16 protein-coding genes are annotated in these 26831 nt (G+C 72.7%); 11 read left to right on the forward strand and 5 right to left on the reverse strand.

Annotated features, from left to right (window positions below; all coding sequences use genetic code 11):
* Nucleotides 1–2343 (reverse strand): CARDB domain-containing protein (locus tag ACEZDE_RS32005; protein ID WP_380544055.1); only part of this gene is annotated, 2343 nt, incomplete at its 3' end.
* Between the two features lie 559 nt (nucleotides 2344–2902).
* Here ACEZDE_RS32005 and ACEZDE_RS32010 point away from each other — a divergent pair.
* The 3 genes from ACEZDE_RS32010 to ACEZDE_RS32025 all read left to right on the forward strand — a co-directional run bounded on the left by ACEZDE_RS32010 (nucleotide 2903) and on the right by ACEZDE_RS32025 (nucleotide 8189).
* Nucleotides 2903–5881 (forward strand): discoidin domain-containing protein, encoded by a 2979-nt coding sequence (locus ACEZDE_RS32010; RefSeq protein WP_449341723.1) that lies wholly within the window; start codon nucleotides 2903–2905, stop codon nucleotides 5879–5881.
* Nucleotides 5882–6074: 193 nt separating this feature from the next.
* Nucleotides 6075–7367, forward strand: a complete 1293-nt coding sequence (locus ACEZDE_RS32020; protein ID WP_380544059.1) for an ATP-binding SpoIIE family protein phosphatase — start codon at nucleotides 6075–6077, stop codon at nucleotides 7365–7367.
* Between the two features lie 9 nt (nucleotides 7368–7376).
* The gene (locus ACEZDE_RS32025) at nucleotides 7377–8189 is read left to right on the forward strand and encodes an SAM-dependent methyltransferase (protein ID WP_380544062.1); all 813 of its coding nucleotides are present in this window, start codon (nucleotides 7377–7379) and stop codon (nucleotides 8187–8189) included.
* Nucleotides 8190–8228: 39 nt separating this feature from the next.
* Here the strand turns inward: ACEZDE_RS32025 and ACEZDE_RS32030 are convergent, their stop codons facing one another.
* Nucleotides 8229–9680, reverse strand: coding sequence for an FAD-dependent oxidoreductase (locus tag ACEZDE_RS32030; protein ID WP_380544065.1), 1452 nt, complete (start codon nucleotides 9678–9680; stop codon nucleotides 8229–8231).
* A 57-nt stretch (nucleotides 9681–9737) separates the two neighbouring features.
* On the opposite strand from ACEZDE_RS32030, the gene ACEZDE_RS32035 reads away from it, so the two are divergent.
* Nucleotides 9738–10514, forward strand: coding sequence for a Pr6Pr family membrane protein (locus ACEZDE_RS32035; protein ID WP_380544068.1), 777 nt, complete (start codon nucleotides 9738–9740; stop codon nucleotides 10512–10514).
* Between the two features lie 7 nt (nucleotides 10515–10521).
* Here the strand turns inward: ACEZDE_RS32035 and ACEZDE_RS32040 are convergent, their stop codons facing one another.
* Nucleotides 10522–11127, reverse strand: a complete 606-nt coding sequence (locus ACEZDE_RS32040) for a hypothetical protein (RefSeq protein WP_380544070.1) — start codon at nucleotides 11125–11127, stop codon at nucleotides 10522–10524.
* A 107-nt stretch (nucleotides 11128–11234) separates the two neighbouring features.
* Nucleotides 11235–12404, reverse strand: coding sequence for an aminotransferase class V-fold PLP-dependent enzyme (locus tag ACEZDE_RS32045; RefSeq protein ID WP_380544072.1), 1170 nt, complete (start codon nucleotides 12402–12404; stop codon nucleotides 11235–11237).
* Between the two features lie 180 nt (nucleotides 12405–12584).
* Here ACEZDE_RS32045 and ACEZDE_RS32050 point away from each other — a divergent pair, with 180 nt between their 5' ends.
* The 7 genes from ACEZDE_RS32050 (at nucleotide 12585) to ACEZDE_RS32080 (ending at nucleotide 22556) form a co-directional block, all read left to right on the forward strand.
* The gene (locus ACEZDE_RS32050) at nucleotides 12585–12701 is read left to right on the forward strand and encodes a putative leader peptide (protein ID WP_380544074.1); all 117 of its coding nucleotides are present in this window, start codon (nucleotides 12585–12587) and stop codon (nucleotides 12699–12701) included.
* Nucleotides 12702–12838: 137 nt separating this feature from the next.
* On the forward strand, nucleotides 12839–14086 hold the full coding sequence (locus ACEZDE_RS32055) for an LLM class flavin-dependent oxidoreductase (protein WP_380544077.1): 1248 nt from the start codon (nucleotides 12839–12841) through the stop codon (nucleotides 14084–14086).
* Nucleotides 14083–15459 carry an NtaA/DmoA family FMN-dependent monooxygenase gene (locus ACEZDE_RS32060; protein WP_380544080.1) on the forward strand — a complete coding sequence of 459 codons (1377 nt, stop codon included), beginning with the start codon at nucleotides 14083–14085 and terminating at the stop codon, nucleotides 15457–15459. Before ACEZDE_RS32055 ends, ACEZDE_RS32060 begins: the two co-directional genes overlap by 4 nt.
* 2 nt (nucleotides 15460–15461) lie before the next feature.
* Nucleotides 15462–16592, forward strand: coding sequence for an LLM class flavin-dependent oxidoreductase (locus ACEZDE_RS32065; RefSeq protein ID WP_380544083.1), 1131 nt, complete (start codon nucleotides 15462–15464; stop codon nucleotides 16590–16592).
* Nucleotides 16593–16729: 137 nt separating this feature from the next.
* On the forward strand, nucleotides 16730–19570 hold the full coding sequence (locus ACEZDE_RS32070) for an AAA family ATPase (protein WP_380544086.1): 2841 nt from the start codon (nucleotides 16730–16732) through the stop codon (nucleotides 19568–19570).
* 44 nt (nucleotides 19571–19614) lie between these two features.
* Entirely contained in the window at nucleotides 19615–21252 is a 1638-nt protein-coding gene (locus ACEZDE_RS32075; protein WP_380544089.1) for a S53 family peptidase, read from the forward strand.
* A 281-nt stretch (nucleotides 21253–21533) separates the two neighbouring features.
* Nucleotides 21534–22556, forward strand: a complete 1023-nt coding sequence (locus tag ACEZDE_RS32080; RefSeq protein WP_380544092.1) for a PP2C family protein-serine/threonine phosphatase — start codon at nucleotides 21534–21536, stop codon at nucleotides 22554–22556.
* Nucleotides 22557–22562: 6 nt separating this feature from the next.
* Here the strand turns inward: ACEZDE_RS32080 and ACEZDE_RS32085 are convergent, their stop codons facing one another.
* Nucleotides 22563–26762, reverse strand: coding sequence for a molybdopterin-dependent oxidoreductase (locus tag ACEZDE_RS32085; protein ID WP_380544095.1), 4200 nt, complete (start codon nucleotides 26760–26762; stop codon nucleotides 22563–22565).
* Nucleotides 26763–26831 lie beyond the last annotated feature (69 nt).

Below are 26831 nucleotides of genomic sequence, written 5' to 3' on the forward strand. Positions count from 1 at the left end.
GGCGCCGGTGGAGTTCAGGGTGACGGCCTTGCGGCCGGAGGCCTCACCGGCCAGGTCGCCGATGGTGCGGTTGGGTCCCACTACCGCGGCCCCGCCGCCGAGCATGCCGTCCTCGGCCTCGTACGCGTCGTAGGGCATGTTCGCCCCACGCCCGACGAAGAACGAGGTGTCGGAGGTGTTGTTGCCCTGCTTGACCGGCACCTCGTTGGCATCGACCGCGACAACGGTGTGCAGGGTGTACTTGCCGTTGACCGCCGTCCAGGTCCCCACTGTGATCGGACCCGACGAGGCACCCGGGGCCAGGGTGCCGGTGTAGGAGCCGGTCATGGTCTTCACGACACTGTTGTTGGAGTCCAGCAGCGTGACCGTGACCCCGTGCGCACCCGACGCGGACGCCACGGTGCCCTGGTTCTTGATGGTCGCGTTGACGGTGACGGTGTTTCCGGCGGCCGGGGTGCTGGGAGACCAGGTGACCGCGGCGGGCACCAGGTCCGAACTCTGCACCGGGGCGACCACCAGGTTGGTGGGGTTGGTGTAGGCGTTGTTCGCGGTGTTCGACTCGATGACGGTGTTGGCCTCGTTCACCTTCGCCGTCAACGCGTAACTACCCGCGCTCTGCGTCCCGATGGACGTGCTGACGGTGGTGGTGCCACCGGCGGCCAGGGCGCCCACGGCGGCGGTGCCGACCTTGGTGGTGCCGAGGTAGAAGTTGACGTTCGTAGCCCCAGCCGCGGCGTTGCCGGTGTTCTTGACCGTGGCCGACACCGTGACCGGGTCGGTCTCGATCGGTGCGGTCGGGGACCAGGTGGAGGAGGTCACCGTCAGGTCCGGGTTCGGCGCCGGAGTCCCGATGACCTGGAACTCGGCGACCTGACCACCGGGGGCACCGGTGTTGGAGGTGATGGACAGTTCCACGTCCGCGACCCGCGCGGACACGGGGATGGTGACGGTGTTGCCGGTGGCGGGGTTGAAGGTGTAGGGCTGGGCGGCCACGATCGTGGACAGCCCGGTCGCGGACTGCTCACGGCCCAGGACCGCGATGGTCTGGGTGCGGGTGCCCCAGGAAGCGTCCGGGTTCAGCTTGACCACCACCGAGGTCACGTCCGCGTTCGCACCCAGCTGCACGGTGGCCTGGGTCGGGTAGCTGGCGCCCTCGAAGTACGTGGTCACATCGTTGTCGTTGGCGTTGCCGACCAGGAACGTGAACGTCGCAGGCGTCCCGGAGATCGGCTTGCCGACCGCCAGGTTCACCCCCGTCCCACCCCCCGACCCGGCCCGGGTGACCGTGTTCGAGGCAGCCGACTGGTTCCCCGCCGCATCATGCGCCTTCACGTAATAGCTGACCGTCGCCGTGTCCGGCTGGGAATCGGTGAACGTCAGACCAGTCACCGTAGTCGCCAGCACCCCGTTGCGGTACACGTCGTAGCCGGTCACACCGACATTGTCCGTCGAAGCAGTCCACGTCAGCGCGATCTGACCCGACGCCGGAGAGGTGTACGCCAAGTTGCCCGGGGCAGTCGGCGGAGTGGTGTCCACCGGGGCCGACCCGGTACGGGTGACCGTGTTGCTGTTGCCCGACTGGTTCCCCGCCGCATCATGCGCCCGCACGTAATACGACACGGTCGCCGTGTCCGGCTGGGAATCGGTGTAAGTCAGCCCGGTCACCGTGGTCGCCAGCACCCCGTTGCGGTACACGTCGTAACCCGTCACCCCCACGTTGTCGGTCGCAGCATTCCAGGTCAGCTTGATCTGACCCGACCCAGGCGAGCTGTACGCCAACCCCGTCGGCGCGCTCGGCGCAGTCGTGTCACCCGCACTGGGGCCATAGACCTCGAACTCCGAGATCTGACCCGCCGGCCACCCCGTGTTCGCCGTGATCAACAACCGCACATACCGCGTCGTCACCGCCGGCACCGCAACCGTGACCGCATTCCCCGTCGACGGATCAAACGTGTACCCCGCCGACGCCACCAACGTACTGAAATTGCTGTTGTCCGTACTCCCCTGCACCGTCAACGTCTCCGTGCGCGTGTTCCACGCCGTGGCCGGTGGGAGCTTGAGGACCAGTTGGTTGATGCTGACCGACGAGCCCAGGTCGACCTGCAGCCACTGCGGGAAGGCGTTGTTGGTGCTCTCCCAGTACGACGACGCGTCACCGTCGTTGGCGTTGCCAGGGCCGTAGTTCTGGCTGACGCCGCTGGACGTCATGGTCTTGCCGAGGGCCAGGTTGGTACCGGCTGCCGAGGCCGAAGCCACGTTCAGCACCGGCACCATGGCGACCAGCAACCCGATCAGTGTCAGGACGACCGTCCTGAATCTCGTGGACCTACCACTACTTCGCATGCTCATCCTCTGCTGGCGTGACTGCGCAAGTGCTGCAGTTCTCTGCTGGGTACGACGGGTGGGTGGTACGGCGGGCAGACGCGCACGCGGGGGGCGGGCGAGCGCGCGCAGGCGGGGTCGACATCACATGGCTCTCCGGGTGGGGGCGGAGATGTAGGGCGCAGAGACCGAGGGCGTGCACTACGCATCGCTAATTGCAGATGGCGGCTTGCCGACTAGCATCTGACTGCGAGGTATTTGCATCTGGCGATCAGGAAGTTACAGAGCCTGTCAGGTTGCGTCAATGGATCGAGCAGAGCCGACTCTCATCCACAGGTGAGCCCCAGAGCGGGCCAGGCCGCGCCAGGGCGCTCGAAGAGACGCCGGTCAGCGCAAGTGACTTGCGAAGTCGCAAACTTGCTGAGCTTACGTCTGCTTTTTGCGCTTCTCCATAGACTTAATGAAACGTAAGCCCTACTCTCACTTCACCCGGCGGAAACACCACCGTCATCCGACGGAAGGCCCGCGCGGTCAGCTCCTCACACCCACCCGTTGCTGCCCATAAGGATGTGGATCAGCCATGCAGACGCCCAAGAGACGTCCGCACCTCTCCCGCGGCATCGCGCTGCTCACCACGGCCGCCCTCGGGTGCGCCGGTCTGGTCGGCGTGATCGCCACAGCCGCACCCGCCAACGCCGCGGGAGGTGTCCCCGCCCTCTCCCCACTGGCCGTCAGCGGCCGTGGGGCCACTGTGCCGTTCATCGAGCAGGAGGCCGAGTACGCGGCCACCAACGGCACGGTCATCGGTCCCGACCGGCTCTACGGGCACCTCGCCTCGGAGGCGTCGGGCCGCCAGGCCGTCACCCTCAGCGCCACCGGGCAGTACGTCGAGTTCACCCTGACCGCGCCGGCCAACTCGATCGACTTCCGCTACAGCATCCCGGACTCGGCGGACGGCAAGGGGCGCGACGCCTCGATCGACCTGCTGCTCAACGGCAGCAAGCTGAAGAGTGTCCCGGTGACGTCCAAGTACAGCTGGTACTACGGGGGTTACCCGTTCAACAACAACCCCGGCGACACCAACCCGCACCACTTCTACGACGAGACCCGGACCATGTTCGGCTCGACCATGCCGATCGGGACCAAGGTCCGGCTGCAGGTCTCCTCCGTCGCGCAGTCGCCGACGTTCACCATCGACCTGGCCGACTTCGAGAACGTCGCGCCGCCGATCGCCAAGCCTGCCGGGGCCATTGACGCCGTGGCAGATTACGGCGTGGACCCGACCGGCGCCACCGACTCCACCGCCGCCCTCCAGGCCGCCGTCAACGCCGGTCAGGCGCAGGGCCGTACGGTGTATCTGCCGCAGGGCAACTACACCCTCTACGACCACGTGATCGTGGACGGGGTGACCCTGGCCGGCGCCGGTCCCTGGTACACCGTGATCGGCGGACGCGACCCGGTGAACCGCAGCCACGCGGCCGGCATCTACGGCAAGTACGTGACCGGCGGCGGCTACGGCGGGGCGATCCGGCCGCAGGAGGCCGGCGGACCCAGCAAGAACGTGGTGCTCAAGGACTTCGCCATCATCGGCGACATCCAGGAGCGGGTGGACGACGACCAGGTGAACGCCATCGGCGGGGCCATGTCCGACTCCACCATCGACGACCTGTGGATCCAGCACACCAAGGTCGGCGCCTGGATGGACGGCCCGATGGACAACTTCACCATCGAGAACAGCCGGATCCTGGACCAGACCGCCGACGGCGTGAACTTCCACACCGGCGTCACCAACTCGACCGTCACCAACACCTTTCTGCGCAACACCGGTGACGACGGGCTGGCCTCCTGGCCGGAGCGGCTGCCCAACGTGGGCGACAGCTTCACCCACAACACCATGGTGCTGCCGATCCTGGCGAACAACATCGTCACCTACGGCGGCAAGAACTTCACCATCTCCGACAACGTGATGGCGGACACCATCACCAACGGCGGCGGCCTGCACATCGCCAACCGCTATCCCGGGGTCACCTCGGGCAACGGAACCGCCGTCGCCGGAACCATCACCGCCGCCCGCAACACCCTGATCCGCACCGGCAACAACGACTTCAACTGGCAGTTCGGAGTCGGCGCGATCTGGTTCGACGGACTGAACGAACCCATATCGGGCGCCACCATCAACGTCACCGACACCGACATCCTGGACAGCTCCTACGAGGCGGTCCAGGCCATCGACGGGCCGGTCAGCGGCATCAACTTCACCAATGTGAACATCGACGGGGCCGGCACCTACGCCATCCAGGCCCAGGTCGCCGCCAACATGACCTTCACCAACGTCAAGGCCAAGAACATCGCCCAGGCGGCGACGCCGATCCACAACTGCGTCGGCTCCGGCTTCGTGATCACCGACGGCGGCGGCAACTCCGGCTGGAACACCGGAACCACCTGCACCGGCACCTGGCCGGACCCGGTCTGGACCTACGGTGGCGTGCCCACCGGCGGCGCCGGCGGCGGATCGACCTCGACCCCGACGCCGACCGCGACCCCCACCCAGACCCCCACGCCCACTCCGACCAGCACCGCGACGCCCACCCAGACGCCGACCGGCCCCAGCTGCCCCACCGGCAGCGGCAACCTGGCCTCCGGCCGTACCGTCATCGCCTCCAGCAGCACCCAGAACTACGGTCCTGGCAACGCCGTCGACAGTGATGCGAGCAGCTACTGGGAGAGCGCCAACAACGCCTTCCCGCAGTGGATCCAGGCCGACCTCGGCTGCGCCACCAGTGTGGACAAGGTGGTCATGAAGCTTCCGCCGGCCACCGCGTGGAACGCCCGCACCGAGACCGTCTCGGTCCAGGGCTCCACCGACGGCAGCAACTTCACCGCGATCAGCGCGCCGGCGGACTACGGCTTCGACCCGGCCACCGGCAACACCGCGACCATCAGCTTCCCGGCGAGCACGGCCCGCTTCCTGCGGCTCACCTTCACCGGCAACACCGCCTGGCCGGCCGCCCAGCTGTCCGACTTCCAGATCTTCGGCGACGGCACGACCTCCACCCCGACGCAGACCCCCACCCCGACCCCGACGCCCACGGTGACCCCCACCCCGACGCCCACGCCCACCCCGACCTGCTCCGCGGGCAGTGGCAACCTGGCCCGGGGCAAGGCCGCCTCCGCCTCCAGCAACACCCAGAACTACGGTCCTGGCAACGCCGTCGACGGTGACGCCAACAGCTACTGGGAGAGCAACAACAACGCCTTCCCGCAGTGGATCCAGGCCGACCTCGGCTGCGCCACCAGCATCGGACGGGTCGTCATGACCCTTCCCCCGGCCACCGCCTGGGCCGCCCGGAGCCAGACCGTGACCGTCCAGGGCTCCACCGACGGCTCGACCTGGTCCACGCTCAAGGCGTCCGCCGCCTACACCTTCGACCCCGCGACCGGGAACACCGTCACGGTGACCTTCCCGGCCGCCTCCACCCGCTACCTGAGGCTGACCTTCACCGCGAACAGCGGCTGGCCGGCCGGTCAGCTCTCCGAGCTGCAGGCCTACTCCTCCTGACCGGTCCCGTCCCGGAACCGCGCCCCGGCCGTCGGCAGACGACCGGGGCGCACCCGCGGATGCTCGACAGATCGACGCACCTGATGGAATCCGATCGATTCAGACCGGATCCGATTCCCCGTTCGCTGCGGCTGGAACGTAGGGTGCTGTGTACAGGACACGGAACAGGAAGCAATCGGGAGGAGTTCCGGCGATGCTCGAACTGTTCCCGCAACCGGATCCGGACGGACGCCCCCGCCGCCAGGCCGCCCCGGACGCCGCGGGTCGCGGCATCGACACCGCCACCCAGCACGCCAGGACCGCCGAGCCCGGTCCGAACGAGCCAGGTCAGGACCGCCGCGGCGAATCCGCGCTGGAACTGGCCGTGGCCCTGCAGCACAGCCTGCTCCCCCGGCTGGCGCCGCGGCTGCCCGGGGTCGAGATCGCCTACCGCTACCTGCCCAGCAACGACGTGATCCAGGTCGGCGGGGACTGGTTCGACGCCATCGTGCTCCCGGGCAAGCGGATAGGCCTGGTCGTCGGCGACGTGATGGGCCACGGCGTCGCGTCCGCGGTGATGATGGGGCAGCTGCGGACCGCGGTGCAGACCCTCGCCGTGCTCGGACTGCCCCCGCACGAGCTGCTCAGGCACCTGGACGAGGCCGCCCGGCGGCTCTCCGACACCCACCTGGCGACCTGCCTCTACGCCGTCTACGACCCCGTCACCGGGCGCTGCACGCTCGCCAACGCAGGCCATCTGCCGCCGGTCCTGGCCCGTCCGGGACGCCCGGGACGGCTGCTGAAGGTGCCCACCGGGGTGCCGATCGGGGTCGGCGGACACGCGTTCGACTCGGTGGAGTTCCAGATCACCGACGGCGAGACCATGGCCCTGTTCACCGACGGCCTGGTGGAGACCCCCAAACGGGACATCGACGACAGCCTGGAGCTGCTCAGGGCCGCTCTGCCGACCGACCGGGTGCCGCTGGACCAGGCCTGCAGCACGATCGTCGACGCGCTGGGCAACGGCGGCACCCGCGAGGACGACGCCGCGCTGCTGATGGCCAGGTTCCACGGCATACCGACCGACAACGTCGCCTCCTGGGCCCTGGAGCCGGTCCCACGGGCGGCGGGGCAGGCCCGGCGGCTGGTGCGCCGCGCCCTGGGCGCCTGGGACCTGGCACACCTCTCGGCCACCGCGGAGCTGCTGGCCAGCGAGCTGGTCAGCAACAGCATCCGGTTCGCCTCCCGTCCGGTCGGGCTACGGCTGCTCTACACCGACACCCTCACCTGCGAGGTCCACGACGACTCGCACACCCTCCCGGTGCCGCGGACCGTGCACGGGCTCAACGAGAGCGGACGCGGGCTGTCGATCATCAGTACGCTGGCGAAGCGCTGGGGGACGAACCGCACCGACACCGGCAAGCTCGTCTGGTTCGAACTCGACCCCGCTCCGAGGGATCCGGTTGATCCCCATGACCCGGCCGGTCCGTCCGGCCGATCCGGCTGAGAGGACGACATGACCGACCAGATGTGGATCCCCGAGGGCGTCGACCCGGAACGGCCCAGCATCGCCCGGATCTACGACTTCTACCTCGGTGGGAACCACAACCTGCCGGCCGACCGCGAGGCGGCCCGCGAGGTCATCGAGACCATGCCGGAACTGCCCGACATCATGCGGATCAACCGCGCCTTCCTGCGGCGCTGCGTGCGGCACCTGGTCGACGTCGGCATCCGCAACTTCCTCGACCTCGGCTCCGGCATCCCCACCGCGGGCAATGTGCACGAGATCGCCCAGGCCGTCGACCCCACCGCGCGGGTGGTCTACGTCGACCGCGACCCGGTCGCGGTCGCGCACAGCAGGGAGATCCTGGCCGGGAACGACCGTGCCATCATCGTCTCGGCCGACCTCAGGGACGCCGCGGCGGTGCTGGGGCACCCGGAGGTCGACCGGCTGCTGCTGCTCGGCCTGGACGAGCCGGTCGCGGTGCTGATGAGCGCGGTGCTGCACTTCGTGCCCGACGACGACGAGGCCGCCGCGCTGGTCGCCGGATACCGTGACGCCATGCCCAGCGGCAGCTATCTGGCGCTCTCGCACGCGAGCACCCGGCAGGAGTCGGCCGAGCGGGTCGGCCGGGCCGCCGAGCAGTACTCGCGCACGGTGGCGCCGATGAAGCTGCGCACCCTGGACGACGTCGCCGGGCTGCTCCAGGGCTTCGAGGTGGTCGATCCCGGCATCGTCTACTGCTCGCAGTGGCGTCCCGATCCGGAGGACGGCCCGGTCGGGGCCGACCCGCTGCCGCAGATCTGCGCACTGGCGCGGAAGCTGTAGGGCCTGCTGCTCTGCGCACTGGCCCGGAAGGTCTGAGCCTCAGTCCGCGGCCGGGCCCCGGCGGCGCAGCACCGCGTAGAGCCAGAGCGCGCGGAGCAGCAGGCCGGGGCGGGCCAGCGCGTGGGGGTGGGCCAGCATCGCGGTGATCCGGGCGAACCTGGCGGCGATCACCCGGTCCGTCACCGCCAACTCGAACAGCACTCCGGCGAACCACTTGGTGAGCCGGTAGCCGCGCGGGTACGGGCCGTCCACATGCGGGAGGTCGAGGTCGGCGAAGGTGGAGACCTGCCAGGCGGCGTCCACCACCACCCGGACCAGGTCGAAGTAGCCGCGGGCCGGATCGCCAATGGAGGTCCCCTCCGCGCGCAGCCAGGAGGACAGGCAGGAGGCGTGCAGGGTGGCCGAGGTCATCCCCTGCCCGTAGACCGGGTTGAAGGAGGCGACCGCGTCGCCCGCGGCGACCAGACCGGCCGGGAGGCGCCGCAGCGCGTGGAAGTCCCGCCGCCTGCTGTCGGCCTGATGGTACGTCACCACTTCGCTGATCATCTCGGCGCGCTCGGCGATGTCGCCGAAGACCTTCGGGAAGTCCTCCCGGCAGCGCCGGAGGTAGTCGTCGGTGTCGCGGCTGGGGCGGTCCTCGCCGTAGCCGGCCACCAGCATCATCCAGCGCTCGCCCTCGACCAGGATGAAGCCGCCGATCCTGGCCGGACGGCCGGCGGCGGGGTCGGCGGAGTCCACCGACACTGCGTTCCAGGCCTCGGTGACGGCCGGGTCGTGCTTGAACAGCGCGGTGGCGTAGGTGAGTCGGATCGGCATCCGGCGGACCGGCGGGCGCTGCCAGCCGCCGTCGCGGAGCCAGTCGCCGAGTCGGCTGGAGCGGCCCATGGCGTCCACCACCAGGTCGGCCTCCACGGTGATCTCGTCCTCGGCGCCGTCCCGGCCCTGCGGCAGGTAGCGCACGCCGGACACCCGCTCGCCCTCGAAGGTGATCCCGTCCGCCCGGCCCGCGACCAGTCGGACGTTGTCCGCCGCCAGGGTCCGGCGGCGGACCAGTGCCTCCAGGAACGGGCGGGTGCTGACCAGGACCGGCCAGTCCTGCGCGACCGGGGCGGTGACCCGGCGGCGGCCGTCGGTGAAGAACCACTCGCGCGAGCCGTCCGGCGGCGGGGTGACCGCGCCGCCTGCCACCGCCTCGGCCACGAAGCCGGGGAACCACCGCTCCAGCTGCAGCGCGCCCGCCCCGAGCAGGGCGTGCACCTGCGCCCCCTGCGGCACCCCGGCCCGGGGGGCGTCGGGCTCGCCGCCGTCCGCCGTGCTGCCGTCGCGCTCGATCAGCACGACCTCCTCGGCGTGCTCGCTGAGCACCCGGGCGGCCATCAGCCCGGCCATGCTGCCGCCGAGCACCACCGCGCGTCCCATGGTGACCCCGCCGCCGGTGGGCGGCAGGGCGGTGCTGATCTCTGCGAACAGACGCGACGGCGAACTCGGCACCTCGTCAACTCCTCACGCTGCTGCTGGAGTTCACCGTCCGCTTGACGGGAACAGACCATGAACGAGGAGGATTCTGCCACCGATCCCGCCCCCACCGGGAGCGGATCAGCGGACGCGCCCACCGGACGCGCCTACCGGGCCGGGCGGTGGGCGTCGCCGATGATGGGCGCTGGTGGCCGCCGTCCGGCGGCCGGTCCCCCGAGGAGGTCCGCGGTGCCGCGCTGGGTGCCCGTTCTGCGCATCGGCTTCGCCGTGCTCACCGGTGTCGCGCTCGGCGTCACCGCCGCGCACGCCCACGCCAACGGCGGCAGCCTGGTCAACTTCTTCAGCTACTTCACCGTGCTCAGCAACTGCGCCGCCACCGTGGTCCTGGGCTACGGCGGCGTGGCGGAGCTGCTGGGCCGCCCGGGTGCGCCCGACCTGGTGCGCGGCGCGGCCACGCTGTACCTGGCGGTCACCGGCCTGGTCTACGCGGTGGCCCTGTCCGGCGCCGAGACCGGGATGCTCGCATGGACCAACGACGTGCTGCACCGGGTGATCCCGCTGGTACTGCTGGCCGACTGGCTGCTGCTGCCGCCGCTGCGGCGGCTGCGCTGGAGCGAGGCGGCGGGCTGGCTGGTGTTCCCGGTGCTGTACCTCGGCTACACGCTGCTGCGCGGACCGCACGCCCGCTGGTACCCGTACCCCTTCCTGGACCCGCGGCAGCACGGCTACGTCCGGGTCGCGGTCTCCTCCGTGCTGGTGACGCTCGCCTTCCTGGCCCTGGGCGCACTGATCGTCTGGGTCGGAAACGCCCGCCGGGCCCAGCTGGACCGCAGGCGGGCGGACCGGTGACGCCGGATCAGTAGCGCTGGGCCTGGGCGACCCTGGGGATCAGCGCGGTCGTGGTGTCCTTGGTGCTGAAGGCCACCGGCTGCGCCTTGGCTCCGGCGGCCAGGTCCGGCGCGGCCACGACGGTGCTGTCGACGACCTTGCCGGAGGCGTCCTCGAAGTTGATCTTCACCGCGTAGGACGCCTTCGCGCCGCTGCGGTTGGTGACGGTGACCACCGCGGCGTTCAGACCGCCGGTGGTGGCGCGGTTGACGCCGGTCAGGCCCACGTCCGCGACCGCGTTGCCCGCACCCGACACCTTCGCCAGCTCGGCCTTGGCCGCCGCCTGGGCCTGCACCGAGGCGGCCGACACCGACGACTCGAACGCGGACGCCGCCGCACGGGCCGAGGAGGCCGTGGCCGAGACCGCGGCCTGGGCCGAGGACGCCAGCGAGGACAGCGCCGACGGCGGCTCCCCGGAGAACTGCGACGGGTTCGGCGAGAACGCCGAGGTGGCGGACAGGGCCGCGTTCGAGCCCGACGAGGAACTGCCGCAGCCCGCGAGGACGACCACCCCGGCCATCCCTCCGGCCAGCAGCCCGCCGGCCGCCAGCAGTCGTCCGGCCCGTGCGTTCACCTGAAAACCGCCCACCGTCGCACCCATCGTCCCGGGCGGGGCTCGGCATCCCGCACCTCCGCCCATCGTCGGGCCCGGCGGCGGATCCGGCGAGCGGTGATGGGCCGTCAGAGCAACCCGGCCACCGCGTCCACGGCCAGGTCGAGCTCGGCCTCGGTGCTGAAGTAGTGCGGGGAGAGCCGGACCAGCGGGTGCGCGTCCCGCTGCCCGGCGTCGAACCGGGTGTCCGCGGGCGCGGTCACGCTGACGTTGACGCCCTTCCTGGCCAGCGCCGCGGCGACCTCCGCCGCGGCCAGCCCGGCGACCCTGGCGGTGACGATGGCGCAGCGCTCGCGTCCCCGGTCGTGGGTGCTGACCCCGGGCAGCGCGTCAAGCTGTTCGCGCAGCCGGGCGCCGAGCGCGGCGCAGCGCCGGCCGATCCGGTCCGGGCCCAGCGCGAGGGCCTGCCGCACGGCCGCGTTCAGCCCGAGGATGTTGGCGGGGCTCCGCTCCCAGGTCTCGAAGCGCTGCGCGCCGGGCTGCCAGGCGAAGCCGCGCCCGCCGTCCCGGACCGCGGACCTGAGCTCGGCGACGGCCGGGTCCAGGTACTCCAGCGCGGCGGTGTCCACCCACAGGAACCCGGTGCCGCGCGGCCCGCGCAGGAACTTGCGGCCGGTGCCGGCCAGCAGGTCGCAGCCGATCGCGGCGACGTCGACCGGGAGCTGTCCGACCGACTGGGTGGCGTCCAGCAGGAACGGCACCCCGGCCGCGCGGGTGATCCGGCCGATCTCGGCCACCGGATTGACCAGGCCGCCGCTGGTCGGGACGTGGCTGACGCCGACCAGCCGGGTCCGCCCGTCGATCAGCCGGGCCAGCGCCGCGGTGTCCAGCTGGCCTGACGCGTCGTCGGGCACGACCACCACCTCGGCCCCGGTGCGTGCGGCGGCCTGGAGGTAGGCCAGCACATTGCTGGCGTACTCGGCCCGGCCGGTGAGGATCCGGTCGCCGGGCCGGAACCGCAGCGCGGAGAAGGCGGCCTGCCAGGCCCGGGTGGCGCCGTCGAACAGCGCCACCTCGTCGGCCCGGCCGCCGAGCAGGGTGGCAATGGCCCGGTAGGTGGAGTCGATCCGCTCCCGCTGCTGCTCGGCGGCCTCGTAGCCGCCGATCGCCGCCTCCAGTTCCAGCTGGCCGACCACGGCCGCCAGCGTCTGCCGGGAGAGCAGGCCCGCGCCCGCGTTGTTCAGGTGCACCCGGTTGGCGCAGCCGGGGGTGTCCCGGCGGAGTGCCTCGATGTCCATCCGACCCCACTGACTCGACCACGCTGCCTCGGCCCCGCTGACTCGACCGCGGCGACCCGGGAGACCCTTCCCCGGAACGCCGTGGTCGAGACCGGTCCACCGCCCGGTTCCCCGGATCAGCCCCTGCCGCTGCCGGGGATTGTGTTCGGCGCCCGGCCGGAGTTACGGTGACGAGGCGGGATGCAAGCGCCAGTTCGAGCCGGGGAGGGGACCGTAGTGCGTCGAGCCATCGGTACCTACTCGCGACGGCACATCGATCTGCAGCGCAGCTCCAGCGCCCTCTGTACGGCTGCCTGAGCCCGCTCCGCCCTTTCGCAGAGCCAGCGCCCTCCTTCTCCCCGACCGTTCCGGGCCGTCCGCCCGACGCGGGCCCCCTTCGTCATGCCCGCGGCACCGGTGCGGCGTCCTCCGCCCGAGCAGGAAGCGACCTCTCCATGCCCCAGCCCCGCTCTGCCCAACACCCCGCCCAACACCCCGCCCTCCACCTCGCCGTCGCCCTCGAAGGCGCGGGCTGGCACCCCGCCGCCTGGCGCGAGCCAGACGCCCGCCCCAAAGAGCTGCTCACCGCGGCCTACTGGGCCGACCTCGTCGCCGAGGCCGAACGCGGCCTGCTGGACTTCGTCACCATCGAGGACTCGCTCGGCCTGCAGTCCGCCGAGCACGGCCGGCCGGACGCGCGCACCGACCAGGTCCGCGGGCGTCTGGACGCGGTCCTGACAGCCGCCAGGATCGCCCCGCTGACCAGGCACATCGGGCTGGTCCCGACCGCCGTGGTGACCCACACCGAACCGTTCCACCTGTCCAAGGCGATCGCCACCCTGGACTACGTCAGCGGCGGTCGGGCCGGGGTGCGGGTGCAGGTCTCGACCCGCGCCGACGAGGCCGAGCTGTTCGGCCGCCGCAGCCTCCCACCGTTCCGTGCCGAGGAGTTCGCCGGGCCGGAGGTCCAGGCGCTGGTCGCCGAGGCCTTCGCGGAGGCCGCCGACTACGTCGAGGTGGTACGGCGGCTCTGGGACAGCTGGGAGGACGACGCCGAGATCCGCGACGCCGGCACCGGCCGGTTCATCGACCGCGACAAGGTGCACTACATCGACTTCGAGGGCCCGCGGTTCGCGGTCAAGGGCCCGTCGATCACCCCGCGCCCGCCGCAGGGGCAGCCGATCGTCGCCGCGCTGGCACACCGGAGCATCCCGTACCGCCTGGTGGCCGGTTCCGCCGATGTCGGCTTCACCACCCCGCGCGACCTGGGCGACGCCCGTGCGATCGTCGCCGAGATCCGTGACGGGCAGTCAGCAGTCGGACGGGAGGCGGAGGCCGTGCATGTCTTCGCCGACCTGGTGGTGTTCCTGGACGACACCGAGCAGGCCGCCGCCGCCCGCAGGGCGCGGCTGGACGAGCGGGCCGGAACCGGGTACGCGAGCGACGCCCCGGTCTTCACCGGGACCCCGGCCGAGCTCGCCGAGCTGCTGCGGGAGTGGCAGGCGGCCGGGCTGACCGGCTTCCGGCTGCGGCCCGCCGCCCTCCCGCACGACCTGGAGCAGATCACCCGCCGCCTGGTGCCGGAACTGCAGCTGCGCGGGCTGTTCCGGACCGGCTACCGGTCGGCCACCCTGCGCGGGCTGCTCGGCCTCCCCCGTCCCGCGAACCGCTACGCGGCACCGGCCGCTGAGAGGACGTCATGAGCAAGCCCGTCAAGCAGATCCACCTCGCCGCGCACTTCCCCGGGGTGAACAACACCACCGTGTGGAGCGATCCGGCCGCCGGCAGCCAGATCGACTTCAGCTCCTTCGTGCATCTGGCGCGGACGGCCGAGCGTGCCAAGTTCGACTTCCTCTTCCTCGCCGAGGGCCTGCGGCTGCGCGAACAGGGCGGCCAGATCTACGACCTGGACGTGGTCGGCCGCCCGGACACCTTCACCGTGCTGGCCGCGCTGGCCGCCGTCACCGACCGGCTCGGCCTGGCCGGGACCATCAACTCCACCTTCAACGAACCCTACGAGGTGGCCCGGCAGTTCGCCACGCTGGACCACCTCTCGGCGGGCCGGGCCGCCTGGAACGTGGTCACCTCCTGGGACGAGTTCACCGGGCAGAACTTCCGCCGCGGCGGCTTCCTGGCCCAGCAGGACCGCTATCAGCGGGCCCGGCAGTTCCTGGACGCCGCAACCGTGCTGTTCGACTCCTGGAAGGGCGACGAGATCGTCGCGGACCAGGACTCCGGCGCCTTCCTCGGCGATCCGGGCGCGGGCCGGTTCGAGCACCGGGTCAGCCAGTTCGACATCCGCGGGCGCTTCAACGTCCCGCGCAGCCCGCAGGGGCGGCCGGTGGTGTTCCAGGCCGGTGACTCCGAGGAGGGACGCGAGTTCGCTGCCGCCTCCGCCGACGCGATCTTCACCCGCTACGGCACGTTGGAGGCCGGGCGGGAGTTCTACGCCGACGTCAAGCGCAGGCTGCCCAGGTACGGGCGCTCGGCCGACCAGCTGAAGATCCTGCCCGGGGTCACCTTCGTGCTCGGCGACACCGACGCCGAGGCCCAGGAGAAGGCACTGCTGATCCGGCGTCAGCAGGTGAGCGGGCAGACCGCGATCAGGTTCCTGGAACAGCTCTGGAACCGCGACCTCAGTGCCCACGACCCGGACGGCCCGCTGCCCGAGGTGGACCCGCTGGTCGGCGAGAACACCATCGCGCAGGGCCGGGCCAGCGTCCGGATGCACCGGGACCCGCTGGCGACCGCCGCGCAGTGGCGCGCGCTCGCCGAGGCGAAGAACCTGAGCACGCGTGAGCTGATCATCGAGGTGACCGGGCGTCAGTCCTTCATCGGGACACCGGCGAAGGTCGCCGAGGCGCTGAACGAGTTCGTCCAGACCGACGCGGGCGACGGCTTCATCCTGGCCCCGCACCTGACCCCGGGCGGCCTCGACGACTTCGCCGACACCGTGGTCCCGCTGCTCCAGGAACGCGGGGTGTTCCGCAGCGAGTACCGGGGGACCACGCTGCGCGACCACCTGGGCCTGAGCCATCCGGACGCGGCGGCCCAAGCCCTCCGACAGGGGGTCTGACCATGTCCGACACCCCGCTCGCGGTCCTGGACCTGGTCCCGGTCAGCTCCGGCTCGTCCGCGTCGCAGGCGCTGCGCAACAGCATCGACCTGGCCCGGCAGACCGAGCGTTTCGGCTACCGCCGCTACTGGTTCGCCGAGCACCACCTCAACCCCGGCGTGGCCGGGACCTCCCCCGCGGTGGTGCTGGCGCTGACCGCCGCGGCCACCTCCAGCATCCGGCTGGACTCCGGCGCGGTGCAGTTGGGCCACCGCACCGCGCTGTCCACGGTCGAGGAGTTCGGGCTGCTGGACGCGCTGCACCCGGGGCGGTTCGACCTCGGCCTCGGCCGCTCCGGCGGCGGGCCGCCCACCGCCACCCGGGCGCCCGCCCTGCTCGGCGGCACCGCCGTGGTCGACGGCCGCACCCCGAACGGGCTGCGGATCCCGGCCCGGTTCGACCCCGCCCCACTGCTGCGCTCGCCGCGCTTCGCGCTGCACAGGAAGCTGCTGCAGCAGCCCCACGCGGAGTCCCAGGACTACGCCGAGCAGGTCGCCGACATCCTCGCGCTGATCGCCGGGAGCTACGCCGTCGACGGCGTCGAGGCCCATGCGGTGCCCGGCGAGGGGGCCGACCTGCAGGTCTGGATCCTCGGCAGCAGCGGCGGCACCAGCGCGGAGACGGCGGGCGCGAACGGGCTGCGCTTCGCGGCCAACTACCACGTCAGCCCAGCCACCGTGGTCGAGGCGGCGGAGGGCTACCGTGCGGCGTTCACCCCGTCGGCCGTGCTCGACCGCCCCTATGTCAGTGTCTCCGCCGACGTCGTGGTGGCCGAGGACGAGGGCACCGCCCGCGAACTGGCCACCGGATACGGCCTGTGGGTGCGCAGCATCCGCAGCGGCGAGGGCGCGATCCCGTTCCCCGCCCCGGAGCAGGCCCGCGCCCACGTCTGGAGCGACCAGGACCGGGCGCTGGTCCAGGACCGGGTGGAAACCCAGTTCACCGGGACCGCGCGGCAGGTCGCCGACCAGCTGGAGACCCTGCGCGACGCCACCGGCGCGGACGAGATCGTGGTCACCACCATCACCCACGACCACGCCGACCGGGTCGCCTCGTACCGGCTGTTGGCCGAGGAGTGGGCCCACCGGGCCTGACGCACAGTCAATCAACGCACGCTGAAAGACAGAGAGCGTCATGAGCGTCACGTCCTGGTCGGCAGCCCCGGAACCGGCTCCGGTCCGGCACGTGACGCCTCCAGGCTAATGACAGGTTCATGGCATATACTCGGACAATGCGGCGCACCAGCACGGTTCCACCACTGCCCAGGAACGGCTTCCTCGATGCCGCCCGCGCCGCACTGCGGACCGGCGCCGGGCTGCGGATCACCGGACCGGCGGGCATCGGCAAGACCACGCTGGTGCGCGCGCTGGCCGAGGACGCCGAGGCGCAGGGCGCGACCGTGCTGCGCTGCGAACCCGGCCGGGACGACGGCCTGCTGCCGTTCGGGGCGCTGCTCGACCTGCTCGCCCCGGTCAGCGACCGGGCCCTCGGCGCACTCCCGGCCGAGCCCAGGGCGGTACTGCGGGACGTGCTGCTCCGCGGCGGCGGTCCGGCCACCGGCCGGGACCAGCTGGCGCTGCGGGTCGCCGTCGCGGAGGTGCTGCACCGGCTGCCCGCGCCGCTGCTGGTGCTGGACGGGGTGCAGTGGCTCGACGGCGCCAGCGCCGAGGTGCTGGCCTACGTCGCCCGCCGGGCCCCGGTACTGGGCCTGCGCATGGTCAGCACCGAGCGCTGCGACGAGCCGGTGCCCGAGCTGCACCCGCCCGGGTCAGCTGAATTGACGGTCCCTCAACTGACCCTGGGCGCCATGGAACAGCTGCTGGCCCGCAGCGGCATCCCGGGGGTGGACGCGCTGCCGGCCAGGCTGCTCCGCCGGCTGCACCAGACCTCCGGCGGAAACCCCTTCTACGCCCTGGAACTGGCCCGCCGCACCACCGAACTCGGCGACACCGAGCGGGTGCTGCTGCCGCCCGCGCTGCGCGAAGCGCTGCTGGCCCCCGCCTCCGCACTGCCGCCGCCGACCCGCTCCGCGCTGCTGCTCGCGGCCACCGCGGCCGAACCCAGCCTCGGCCTGCTGCGGGCCGCGGGCGTCGCCGAACCGGCCGAGCTGCTGGCCGAGCCGGAACGGCTGGCCCTGGTCGGGACCGCCCCCGACGGCGCGCTGCGGTTCCGGCACCCGATGCTGCGGGCCGCGCTGCTGGCCGACGCCGGCACCGGCGAGCGGCTGTCCGCGCACGCCGTGCTGGCGGCGCTGGTGACCGATCCGGTCGAACGGTCCCGGCACCTCGCGCTGGCCCGCCCCTACCCCGACGCTGCCGTGGCCACCCTGCTCACCGAGGCGGCCGGCTCCGCCAGGGCCGCTGGAAGCCCGGACAGCGCCTACGAGTTGGCGGTGCTGGCGGCCGAACGCACGCCGGCCGGGCAGCCCGCGCACCGGTTCGAACGGCTGCTCGACGCGGCCGGGGCCGCCGCCGACGCGGGCATGCACGAGGAGGCCCGGCAGGCCGCCGAGGCAGTGCTCGGCGATCCGGCGCAGCTACCAGGATCCGACCCCGGGCAGCGGGTCAGGGCCCGGCTGGTGCTGCTGGAGACCGCGGGCCAGGCCCTGGGCGACGCCCGGGGCCTGATCGAGGCCGGTCTCGCCGACGCGGTCGGCAACGCCGGCCTGGAGGCCAGGCTGCGGCTCTGGGCCGCGGTCCGCGCCCTGCTCGGCGGCAGCACCGCCGAGGCCGCCCGGCAGGCCGGACGCGCCGCCGAGCTGGCCGACCCGGCCGAGGACCGGGCCACCCGGGTCTCCGCGCTCGGCCTGCTCGGCACCGTCCAGGCCATGCGCGGCGCCCCGGCCGAGGCCGGGCAGACCCTCGGCCTCGCCCTGCGGGCCGCCGAGGAGAGCCTCGCCGCCTCGGCCGACGACCGCAGCCTGATGCGCCGTCAGGCCCTGGCCGAGCTGGACGGCGACCAGGTCGCGGCGGCGCACGCGCGGATCACCGCGCTGCTGGAGCCGAGCCGGGCCAGGATCGGCGTCGAGGACTCCATGGCCACCCTGGTCGCCCTGGTCCGGGTCCAGGTCCGCCGGGGCGAGTGCGTCCCGGCACTGGCCACCGCCGAGCGCTGCACCCGGCTGCTCTCCGACGCCGACCTGCCGTCGCCGCTGGGCGCCTACGCCGCGGCGCTGGCCGAGACCGTCGCCGGGACGCCGGACCGGGCCTGCGCGCTGGCGCAGGCCGCGGTGGACGGCTCGGCGGCCGACGGCGACCGGCTGTTCCTGATCCGCGCGCTCGGCGTGCTCGGCACCGCGCAACTGCTGACCGGCCACCCGAGCGGCGCGGCGGCAGCCGCCGAGTCGCTCCAGCGGGCCCGCGAACTCGGCGCGGCGATGGAACTGGCCGACCCGGACACGGTACGGCGGCTGGCCGACCTGGCCGAGGCGCTGGCGCAGTCGGGCGAGACCGACGAGGCACGGCAGGTGCTGGCCGAGGCCCGGTCGCTGACGGCCGGGTGGAGCCCCCCGTGGGGCGGCAGTGCCCTGGGCGCGCTGGAGCGGGCCGAGGGCCTGGTCGAGGCCGCCCTCGGCCGGATCGAGTCGGCCGCCGCCGCGCTGGCCGCCTCGGCCGAACGGCTGCGCGGGCTGCCGCTGCCGCTGGAGCTGGTGCGCACCCTGATCGCCTGGGGCGGGGCCGAACGCCGGGCCCGGCACCGGGTGGTGGCCCGCGGCGCGCTCACCGAGGCGGCTGCGCTCTGCCGCTCGCTGGGCGCGGTGCCGCTGCTGCGCCGCGCCGAGGAGGAGCTGGACCGGCTGGCCCCGGCCGAACGCGTGGACACCGCAAGGGAACTGACGGCCAGTGAGCGCCGGGTGGCGGAGATGGTGGCCCGCGGCGCCACCAACCGGGAGGTGGCCGCCGCGCTGTTCGTCAGCGTCAAGACGGTGGAGGGGACCCTGTCCCGGGTCTACCGCAAGCTCGGCGTGCGATCGCGGACCGCACTGGCCCGCGCCGTCGACATCAGGGGACACGCGGTGTTCACCGACCCGGCAAGGGATACCCCTCTTATGAGGGGCGTCACGACTTCCTAGCGTGGATCACGACCGCACTCCCCCGCCGTCCCAGGAGGACGTTCGTGAAGCTTCCCATCCGACCCGTCATCGGAGTGCTCGCAGCGCCGCTGCCGATCCTCGCCATGGTCGCCGGCCCGGCCGCGGCCGCCTCCCGGCCCGCCGCCCTGCCGCTGCGCGGCGACGTGGTGCAGGCGGTCGGCCACTCCACCCGGGTCGGCTCGGTCCCGGCCGGGCGCTCGATAACCGTCACCGTCAGCCTGGCCGGGCAGGACTCGGCCGGCCTCGCCGACTTCCTCCGGCAGGTCGCCGACCCCGCCTCGGCCCAGTACAAGCACTATCTGACGGTCAAGCAGTTCGCGGACCGGTTCGGCGCCTCCCCGGCCGCCGTCGCCGCGGTCAGCTCCTACCTCAGGGGGCAGGGCCTGTCCGTCGCCGAGCCCACCGCCAACCGGCTGTCGCTGCAGGCCACCGGCAGCGCGGCGCAGCTGCAGAAGGCGTTCGGCACCAGCCTGGCGACCTACCACGACGCCACGGCCAAGCGTGACTTCTACGCCAACAGCGCGGCCCCGGTGCTCCCGGCCGCCATCGCCTCCGCCGTCACCGACGTCTCCGGCCTGTCCGACTACGCAAGCTACGACCACTTCGACACCCGCCGGGCGACCCCGGACGCCAGCAGGGCGGTGACCGGCCTCACCCCGGCCAAGGCCCGCACCGGCTACAACGTCGCCTCCGCGATCAGCGCCGGCTACACCGGCACCGGCCAGACCGTCGCGCTGCTGGAGTTCTCCGCCTTCAAGCAGAGCAACATCACCACCTACGACAAGTACTTCTCGCTCACCCCGCCCACCCCCGCGGTGGTCAAGGCGGGCGGCGGCACCACCGACCTCTCCGGTGAGGACGAGGTGGAGCTGGACATCGAGGTGGTGCAGGCGCTGGCCCCCGGCGCGGCCGTCAAGGTCTACGAGGCGCCCAACAGCGACGCCGGGGAGATCGCCCTCTACTCCTCGGTGGTCAGCAACGACGTGCCGATCATCTCCACCAGCTGGGGCATCGACGAGGCCGACGAGACCGCGTCCAACCGGACCGCGCTGAACACCGACTTCCAGGAGGCCGCCGCGCAGGGCCAGTCCATCTACGCGGCCTCCGGCGACAGCGGCTCCGACGACGCGGGCAACGGCGGCACCTCGGTCGACTTCCCGGCCAGCGACCCGTACGTCACCGGCACCGGCGGCACCGCGCTGACGCTGACCTCGGCGGGCGCCTGGAGCAAGGAGACCGCCTGGAACGGCAGCGGCGGCGGGGTCTCCTCCTACTTCGCCACCCCCTCGTTCCAGACCGGGGTGAACTCCGGCAGCAAGCGCTCGGTGCCGGACGTGGCGGCCGACGCCAGCCCCAGCACCGGCTGGGCGGTCTACTCCGAGGGTTCCTGGGCCGAGTTCGGCGGGACCAGCGCCGCCGCGCCCAACTGGGCCGCCTTCACCGCGATCTACGACAACGAGGCGAAGTCCAAGTCCAAGCCGGCCCTCGGCTACGCCAACGCCTCGATCTACGCGCTGGCGGCCTCGTCCAACTACAGCACCGCCTTCCACGACATCAAGACCGGCAGCAACGGCGCCTACAGCGCCGGGACCGGCTACGACAAGGTGACCGGCTGGGGCTCCTACAACGGCGCCGGGTTCCTGTCCGCCGAGCTGGGCTGACCGGGGTGGGCTGACCGACCGGCCGGGCCGACCGACCGCGCATGGCACAGGGGGACCGGGCCGCCGCCCGGTCCCCCTTCCGCTGCCCCGTGCGGCACTGCGGTCACCCCGGGTGACTGTTCGGACACCCGTCCGATACTGCTGGTTTCCTGGGAATCCCTTGCCCGTACCCTTACCTGGTGCGAAGGTGCCGGGGGAGCACGGCTCCTGGAGGCGGGGAGGTGACCGTGGAACCGCAGGGACTGGCTCGACAGCCGCTTCTGGTAGGGCTGCCGTTTGTGATGATGGCCGCGGTCGTCTCGATCGACCTCGGCAGCGGGCCCGACGCGGGCTTCCTCGCGCTGTTCTCGCTGGGCCCCGCCTTCGCCTGCGTGACCGGGTCGATCCGCCGCGCGCTGCTGGTCGGAGTGGTGGCCCTGCTGCTCTGCCTCGGCACCTCCTGGCACGACCACCTGCTGGCCACGCACCGGTCGATGGTCGCGATGCTGTCCGTGACCGGGGCGACCGCCGCCGCCGCGCTGGCCGCGACCATCCGGCGGCGGTACGAGCGCGAGCTGGCCAATATGCGCTCGGTGGCGGAGGCCGCCCAGCGGGTGCTGCTGCGTCCGGTCCCGCTGCGGGCCGGACGGATGCGCATCGCCGTCTCCTACACCTCCGCCGACGCCTCGGCCCGGATCGGCGGCGACCTCTACGAGGTGGTGCCGACCCCGCACGGGACCCGGGTGATCGTCGGCGACGTCCAGGGCAAGGGCCTGCAGGCGGTGGAGACCGCCGCGGTGGTGCTCGGCGCGTTCCGCGAGTCCGCACCCGACGCCAAGGACCTGGAGGAGGTCGGCGAACGGCTGGAACGGGCGCTCAACCGCCGGCTCAGCGGGGAGGAGTTCGTCACCGCCGTGCTGGCCGAGATCGACGACGACCACACCATGACCCTGCTCAACTACGGCCACCCGGCGCCACTGCTGCTGCGCTCCAACGGCGCGGTGGAGTTCGCCGAACCCGCGCTCACCGCCCCGCCGCTGGGCCTGGCCATCCTCGGCCCCGAGGGCCCGGTCGCGCACCAGGTGGACCTGGGGCCCGGCGACCAGATGCTCTTCTACACCGACGGCGTCACCGAGGCCAGGAACACCGCCCGGTCCTTCTACCCGCTGGCCGACCGCGCCTTCCTGCTCGACCAGGAGGACCCGGACGAGGCGCTGGAGACCCTGCGCGAGGACCTGGTGACGCACACCGGCGGGCCGCTGCACGACGACGCCGCGATGCTGCTGCTCCGCTACCGCGGCGAGCCCGGGTCGCTCGGCGGGTAGCCGCCCTCAGTAGACGTCGCGGACGTAACGGCGTTCCGCGGCAAGCTGCTTGAGGTAGGCGGCGGCCCGCTCCCGGTCCATGCCGCCGTGCGCCACGGCGATGTCGCGCAGGGCCCGGTCGACGTCGGTGGCCATCCGGGCGGCGTCGCCGCAGACGTAGAGGTGCGCGCCGTTCTGCAGCCAGTCCCAGAGCCGGGGGCCGTGCTCGCGCATCCGGTCCTGGACGTAGACCTTGGCCCGCTGGTCCCGGGAGAAGGCCAGGTCGAGCCGGTCCAGGCCGCCGGACTCACGGAAGGCCTCCAGCTCCTCGCGGTAGTAGAAGTCGGTGGCCTGCCGCTGCTCGCCGAAGAACAGCCAGTTGCGGCCGGTGTCCCCGCGCGCCTGCCGCTCCTCCAGGAATCCCAGGAACGGGGCCACCCCGGTGCCGGGACCGACCATCACCATCGGCGCCCGCGGATCGGACGGCGGCCGGAACCGCGGCGACCGCCGTACGAACACCGGGACCGGGCCGTCGTCCGCGGCGTCGGCCAGGTAGGCCGAGCACACTCCCGTGCGCGGGCTGCCGTCCTGGCCGCCGTAGCGGACCACAGAGACGGTCAGCCGCACCTGGTCGGGGTGGGCGAGCGGGCTGGAGGAGATCGAGTAGAGCCGCGGCTGCAGATCGCTGAGCACCCCGGCCCACTCCGCCGCGGAGGCCCGGACCGGGTGCGCGGCCACCACGTCCACCGCCTGGCGGCCCCAACTCCACTTGGCCAGTTCGCCCTTGTTGTCCGGGCGGAGCAGCTGCCGCAGCTCCCGGTTCCCGCTGCGCTCGGCGACGAAGCGGAGCAGGCCGGGGGTGATCCTGGCGATCTCCAACCGGGTGCGCAGCGCCTCGCCGAACGGGACGTCGCCCCACTCCGGCACCGGGACCGGCAGCTCCGGGTCGAGCCGGGTCACCGCGAGCCATTCGGCCACCAGTCGGCGGGAGTTGGCGGGCCAGACGCCGAGCGCGTCACCGGCCTCGTAGCGGAGGTCGCCGTGCTCGCCGCCGCGGGTGTCGAAGGCGAACTGGCGGACCTCCTTGGCGGATCCGGGCAGGCTGAGCAGCCGGTTGCCGACCAGCAGGGTGGCGAAGGGCGAGGCCTTGCTGAACTCGGTGCCGGGAGCCGGGGCGTGCTTGGCCTCGGCTATCCGAACCTGCTTGTCCTGAGCTGTTGGTGACGTGGCGTCAACTTCGGCCAGTGCCGTGAGCACCTGGCCGATCCACTGTTCGGCCGCCTGTTCGTAGCCCGGTTCGCAGTCGGCGCGCGGCGCCAGCCGGGTCGCGCCCAGTTCGCCGAGGCGCTGGTCGATGCGTCGGCCGTGGCCGCAGAAGTCGTCGTAGCTGGAGTCGCCGAGGGCCAGCACCGAGTAGCGCAGGCCGCGGACGCCGGGATGGTCGCCGGGCGCGCTCAGCGCCTCCCAGAACGCGGTGCCGTTGTCCGGGGCCTCGCCGTCACCGAAGGTGCTGGTGATGAAGAGGACGGCGGCGCCGGGCCGCAGCGACTCCGGGGTGCAGTCGGCCATGTCGAGCAGCCGCGGCTGCCAGCCCGCCTCGGCCAGCCGCCGGACGGTGACCGAGGCGGCCTCCTCGGCGTTGCCGGTCTGCGAGGCCCACAGCACGGTCACCTCCTCCCCGGTCGGCGCGGTGGCGTCCGGGGAGGAGGCGACCGTCGAGGCGGCGTCCGCGACCGGGGCGCCGGTCCGCGAGAACAGCCCGGCCAGCAGGCCGTTCACCCAGTCGGCCCGGTCCGGCGCGAGCGGCGACCGGGCCGGGAGCACGGGTACCGCGGTGGACGTGGCCGAGGTCGCCAGTCCGGCCAGGAAACCGGACAGGTACCGGCGTTCGTCGCCGGAGAACACCGGCGGCGCGAGGTCGGCGACCCCGAGCACCCCGGCCAACTGCGCCACCGCACCCGCACTCGCACTCGCACCGACCGTCACGCCGACGCCCGCGCCCACCGGCTCGCTCGCGGCAGCGACGGCCGCTGCCTCCACCGCGACCCGGGTCAGCGTCACCGCGCAGAACTTGAACCCGGGCTGGAACGAGACCGGGTCGACGTCGTCGCTGGTCACCGCGTTGACGCTGAGATACTCGCCGAACAGGTCGTTCCAGTGGAACGGCGCGAAGCAGTTCCCCGGCCGGACCCGGTCGGTGATCACCGCCGGGAGCACCGCCCTCCCCCGCCGGGAGGCGATCTCGACCTGCTCCCCCTCGGCGATGCCCAGCCCCGCCGCGTCCTCGGGGTGGATCTCCACGAACGGGCCCGGGTTCAGCCGGTTGAGCTTGGCGACCTTCCCGGTCTTGGTCATGGTGTGCCACTGGTGCTGCAGCCGCCCGGTGTTGAGCACGAACGGGAAGTCGTCGTCCGGCAGCTCGGCCGGGGCCAGCTGCGGCCGGGGGAAGAACGCCGCCCGGCCGCTCGCGGTGGGGAAGACCATCCGGGGGCGGGTCCCGTCGGCCCGTTCCAGCACCGGCTGCCGCGTGCCGTCGTTGAGGTAGCGGATCGGGTTGCGGTCCGCGCCGTCCGCCGTCGCGCTGGGCCACTGCACCGGGGTCCCGCGCAGCCGCCGGTAGCTGACGCCGCGCAGGTCGTAGCCGGTGGCCGGGTTCCAGGCCTGCTTGATCTCCTCGAACACCTCCTCGGCGCAGCTGTAGTCGAAGGCCTCGGCGAAGCCCATCTCGCTCGCCACCCGGGCGATGATCCTCCAGTCGGGCAGCGCCTCCCCCGGGGCGTCCGCCGCCTGCTGGAGCAGGGTCAGACTGCGTTCGGAGTTGACCATCACCCCGTCCGTCTCGGCCCACATCGCCGCGGGCAGCACCACGTCCGCGTAGGCGTTGGTCTCGGTCCCGGCGAAGACGTCCTGGGTGACCACGAACTCGGCGGCTTCGAGTCCGGCGATGACGGTCCGTCTGTTGGCCACCGAGGCGACCGGGTTGGTGCAGATGATCCAGCAGGCCTTGATCTCCCCGTCCGCCATCCGCTCGAACATCTCGACCGTGCCCCGGCCCGACTCGGCGCGCAGGGTTCCGGCCGGAACGCCCCAGAGCCGCTCGGTGAAGTCCCGGTCGGCTGCGACCAGGGCCGACCGCTGTCCGGGCAGACCCGGCCCCATGTAGCCCATCTCCCGGCCGCCCATGGCGTTGGGCTGGCCGGTCAGCGAGAACGGGCCGCTGCCGGGGCGGCCGATCGCGCCGGTGGCGAGGTGCAGATTGCACAGGGCGTTGGTGTTCCAGGTGCCGTGGGTGCTCTGGTTCAGGCCCATGGTCCAGCAGCTGGTCCACTCCCCCGCGGCGCCGATCCACTCGGCCGCCCGGAGCAGGTCCGCCTCCGCGAGGCCGGTCAGCTCGGCGACGGCGGCGGGCGGGTAGTCCGCCAGGAACTCCGGCATCGCCTCCCAGCCCTCGGTGCACTCGGCGACGAACCGGGTGTCGGTGTGCCCGTCCCGGACCAGCAGGTGCAGCAGCCCGTTCAGCAGGGCCAGGTCGGTGCCCGGCTTGAGCTGCAGGAAGAGGTCGGCCTTGGCGGCGGTGGCGGTGCGCCGGGGATCCACCACGATCAGCTTGGCACCGGCCTTGACCCGCTCCATCATCCGCAGGAAGAGGATGGGGTGGCAGTCGGCCATATTGGCGCCGATCACCAGGAAGACGTCCGCGTGCTCGAAGTCCTGGTAGGAGCCGGGCGGCCCGTCCGCGCCCAGCGACAGTTTGTAGCCGCTGCCCGCGCTGGCCATGCACAGACGGGAGTTGGACTCGATCCTGCTGGTCCTGACGAAGCCCTTGGCCAGCTTGTTCGCCAGGTACTGCGCCTCCAGCGTCATCTGCCCGGAGACGTAGAAGGCCAGCGCGTCCGGCCCGTGCGCGTCGAGGATCTCGCGCAGCCGCCGCGCGGTGGTGCTGATCGCCGCGTCCACGCCGCTCGGCTCCGGCTCCGCACCCCGCTCGGGACGCACCAGCGCCGTGCCCAGCCGCCCGGCCGCGGCCAGCAGGTCGGCGCTGGTCGCGCCCTTGGTGCAGAGCCGCCCGGCGTTGGCCGGGTGCCGCTTGTCGCCGGAGGCCCCGACCACGCTGCGCCGCCCGGTGCCGCCGTCCGTGGCCACCTCCAGGACCAGGCCGCAGCCGACCCCGCAGTACGAGCAGACGGTCCGCACCGCGGTGGTGGGCTCCGGAGCTGTCGCCGTCACGGGCGGGCTCCTCTCTCTTCGGTGGTCCGGCCACGGTAGGAAGCACCCGTTGCGCCGAGGTCACACCGG

The organism is Streptacidiphilus cavernicola (assembly GCF_042510955.1).
In the GTDB taxonomy this organism is placed as follows: domain Bacteria; phylum Actinomycetota; class Actinomycetes; order Streptomycetales; family Streptomycetaceae; genus Streptacidiphilus; species Streptacidiphilus cavernicola.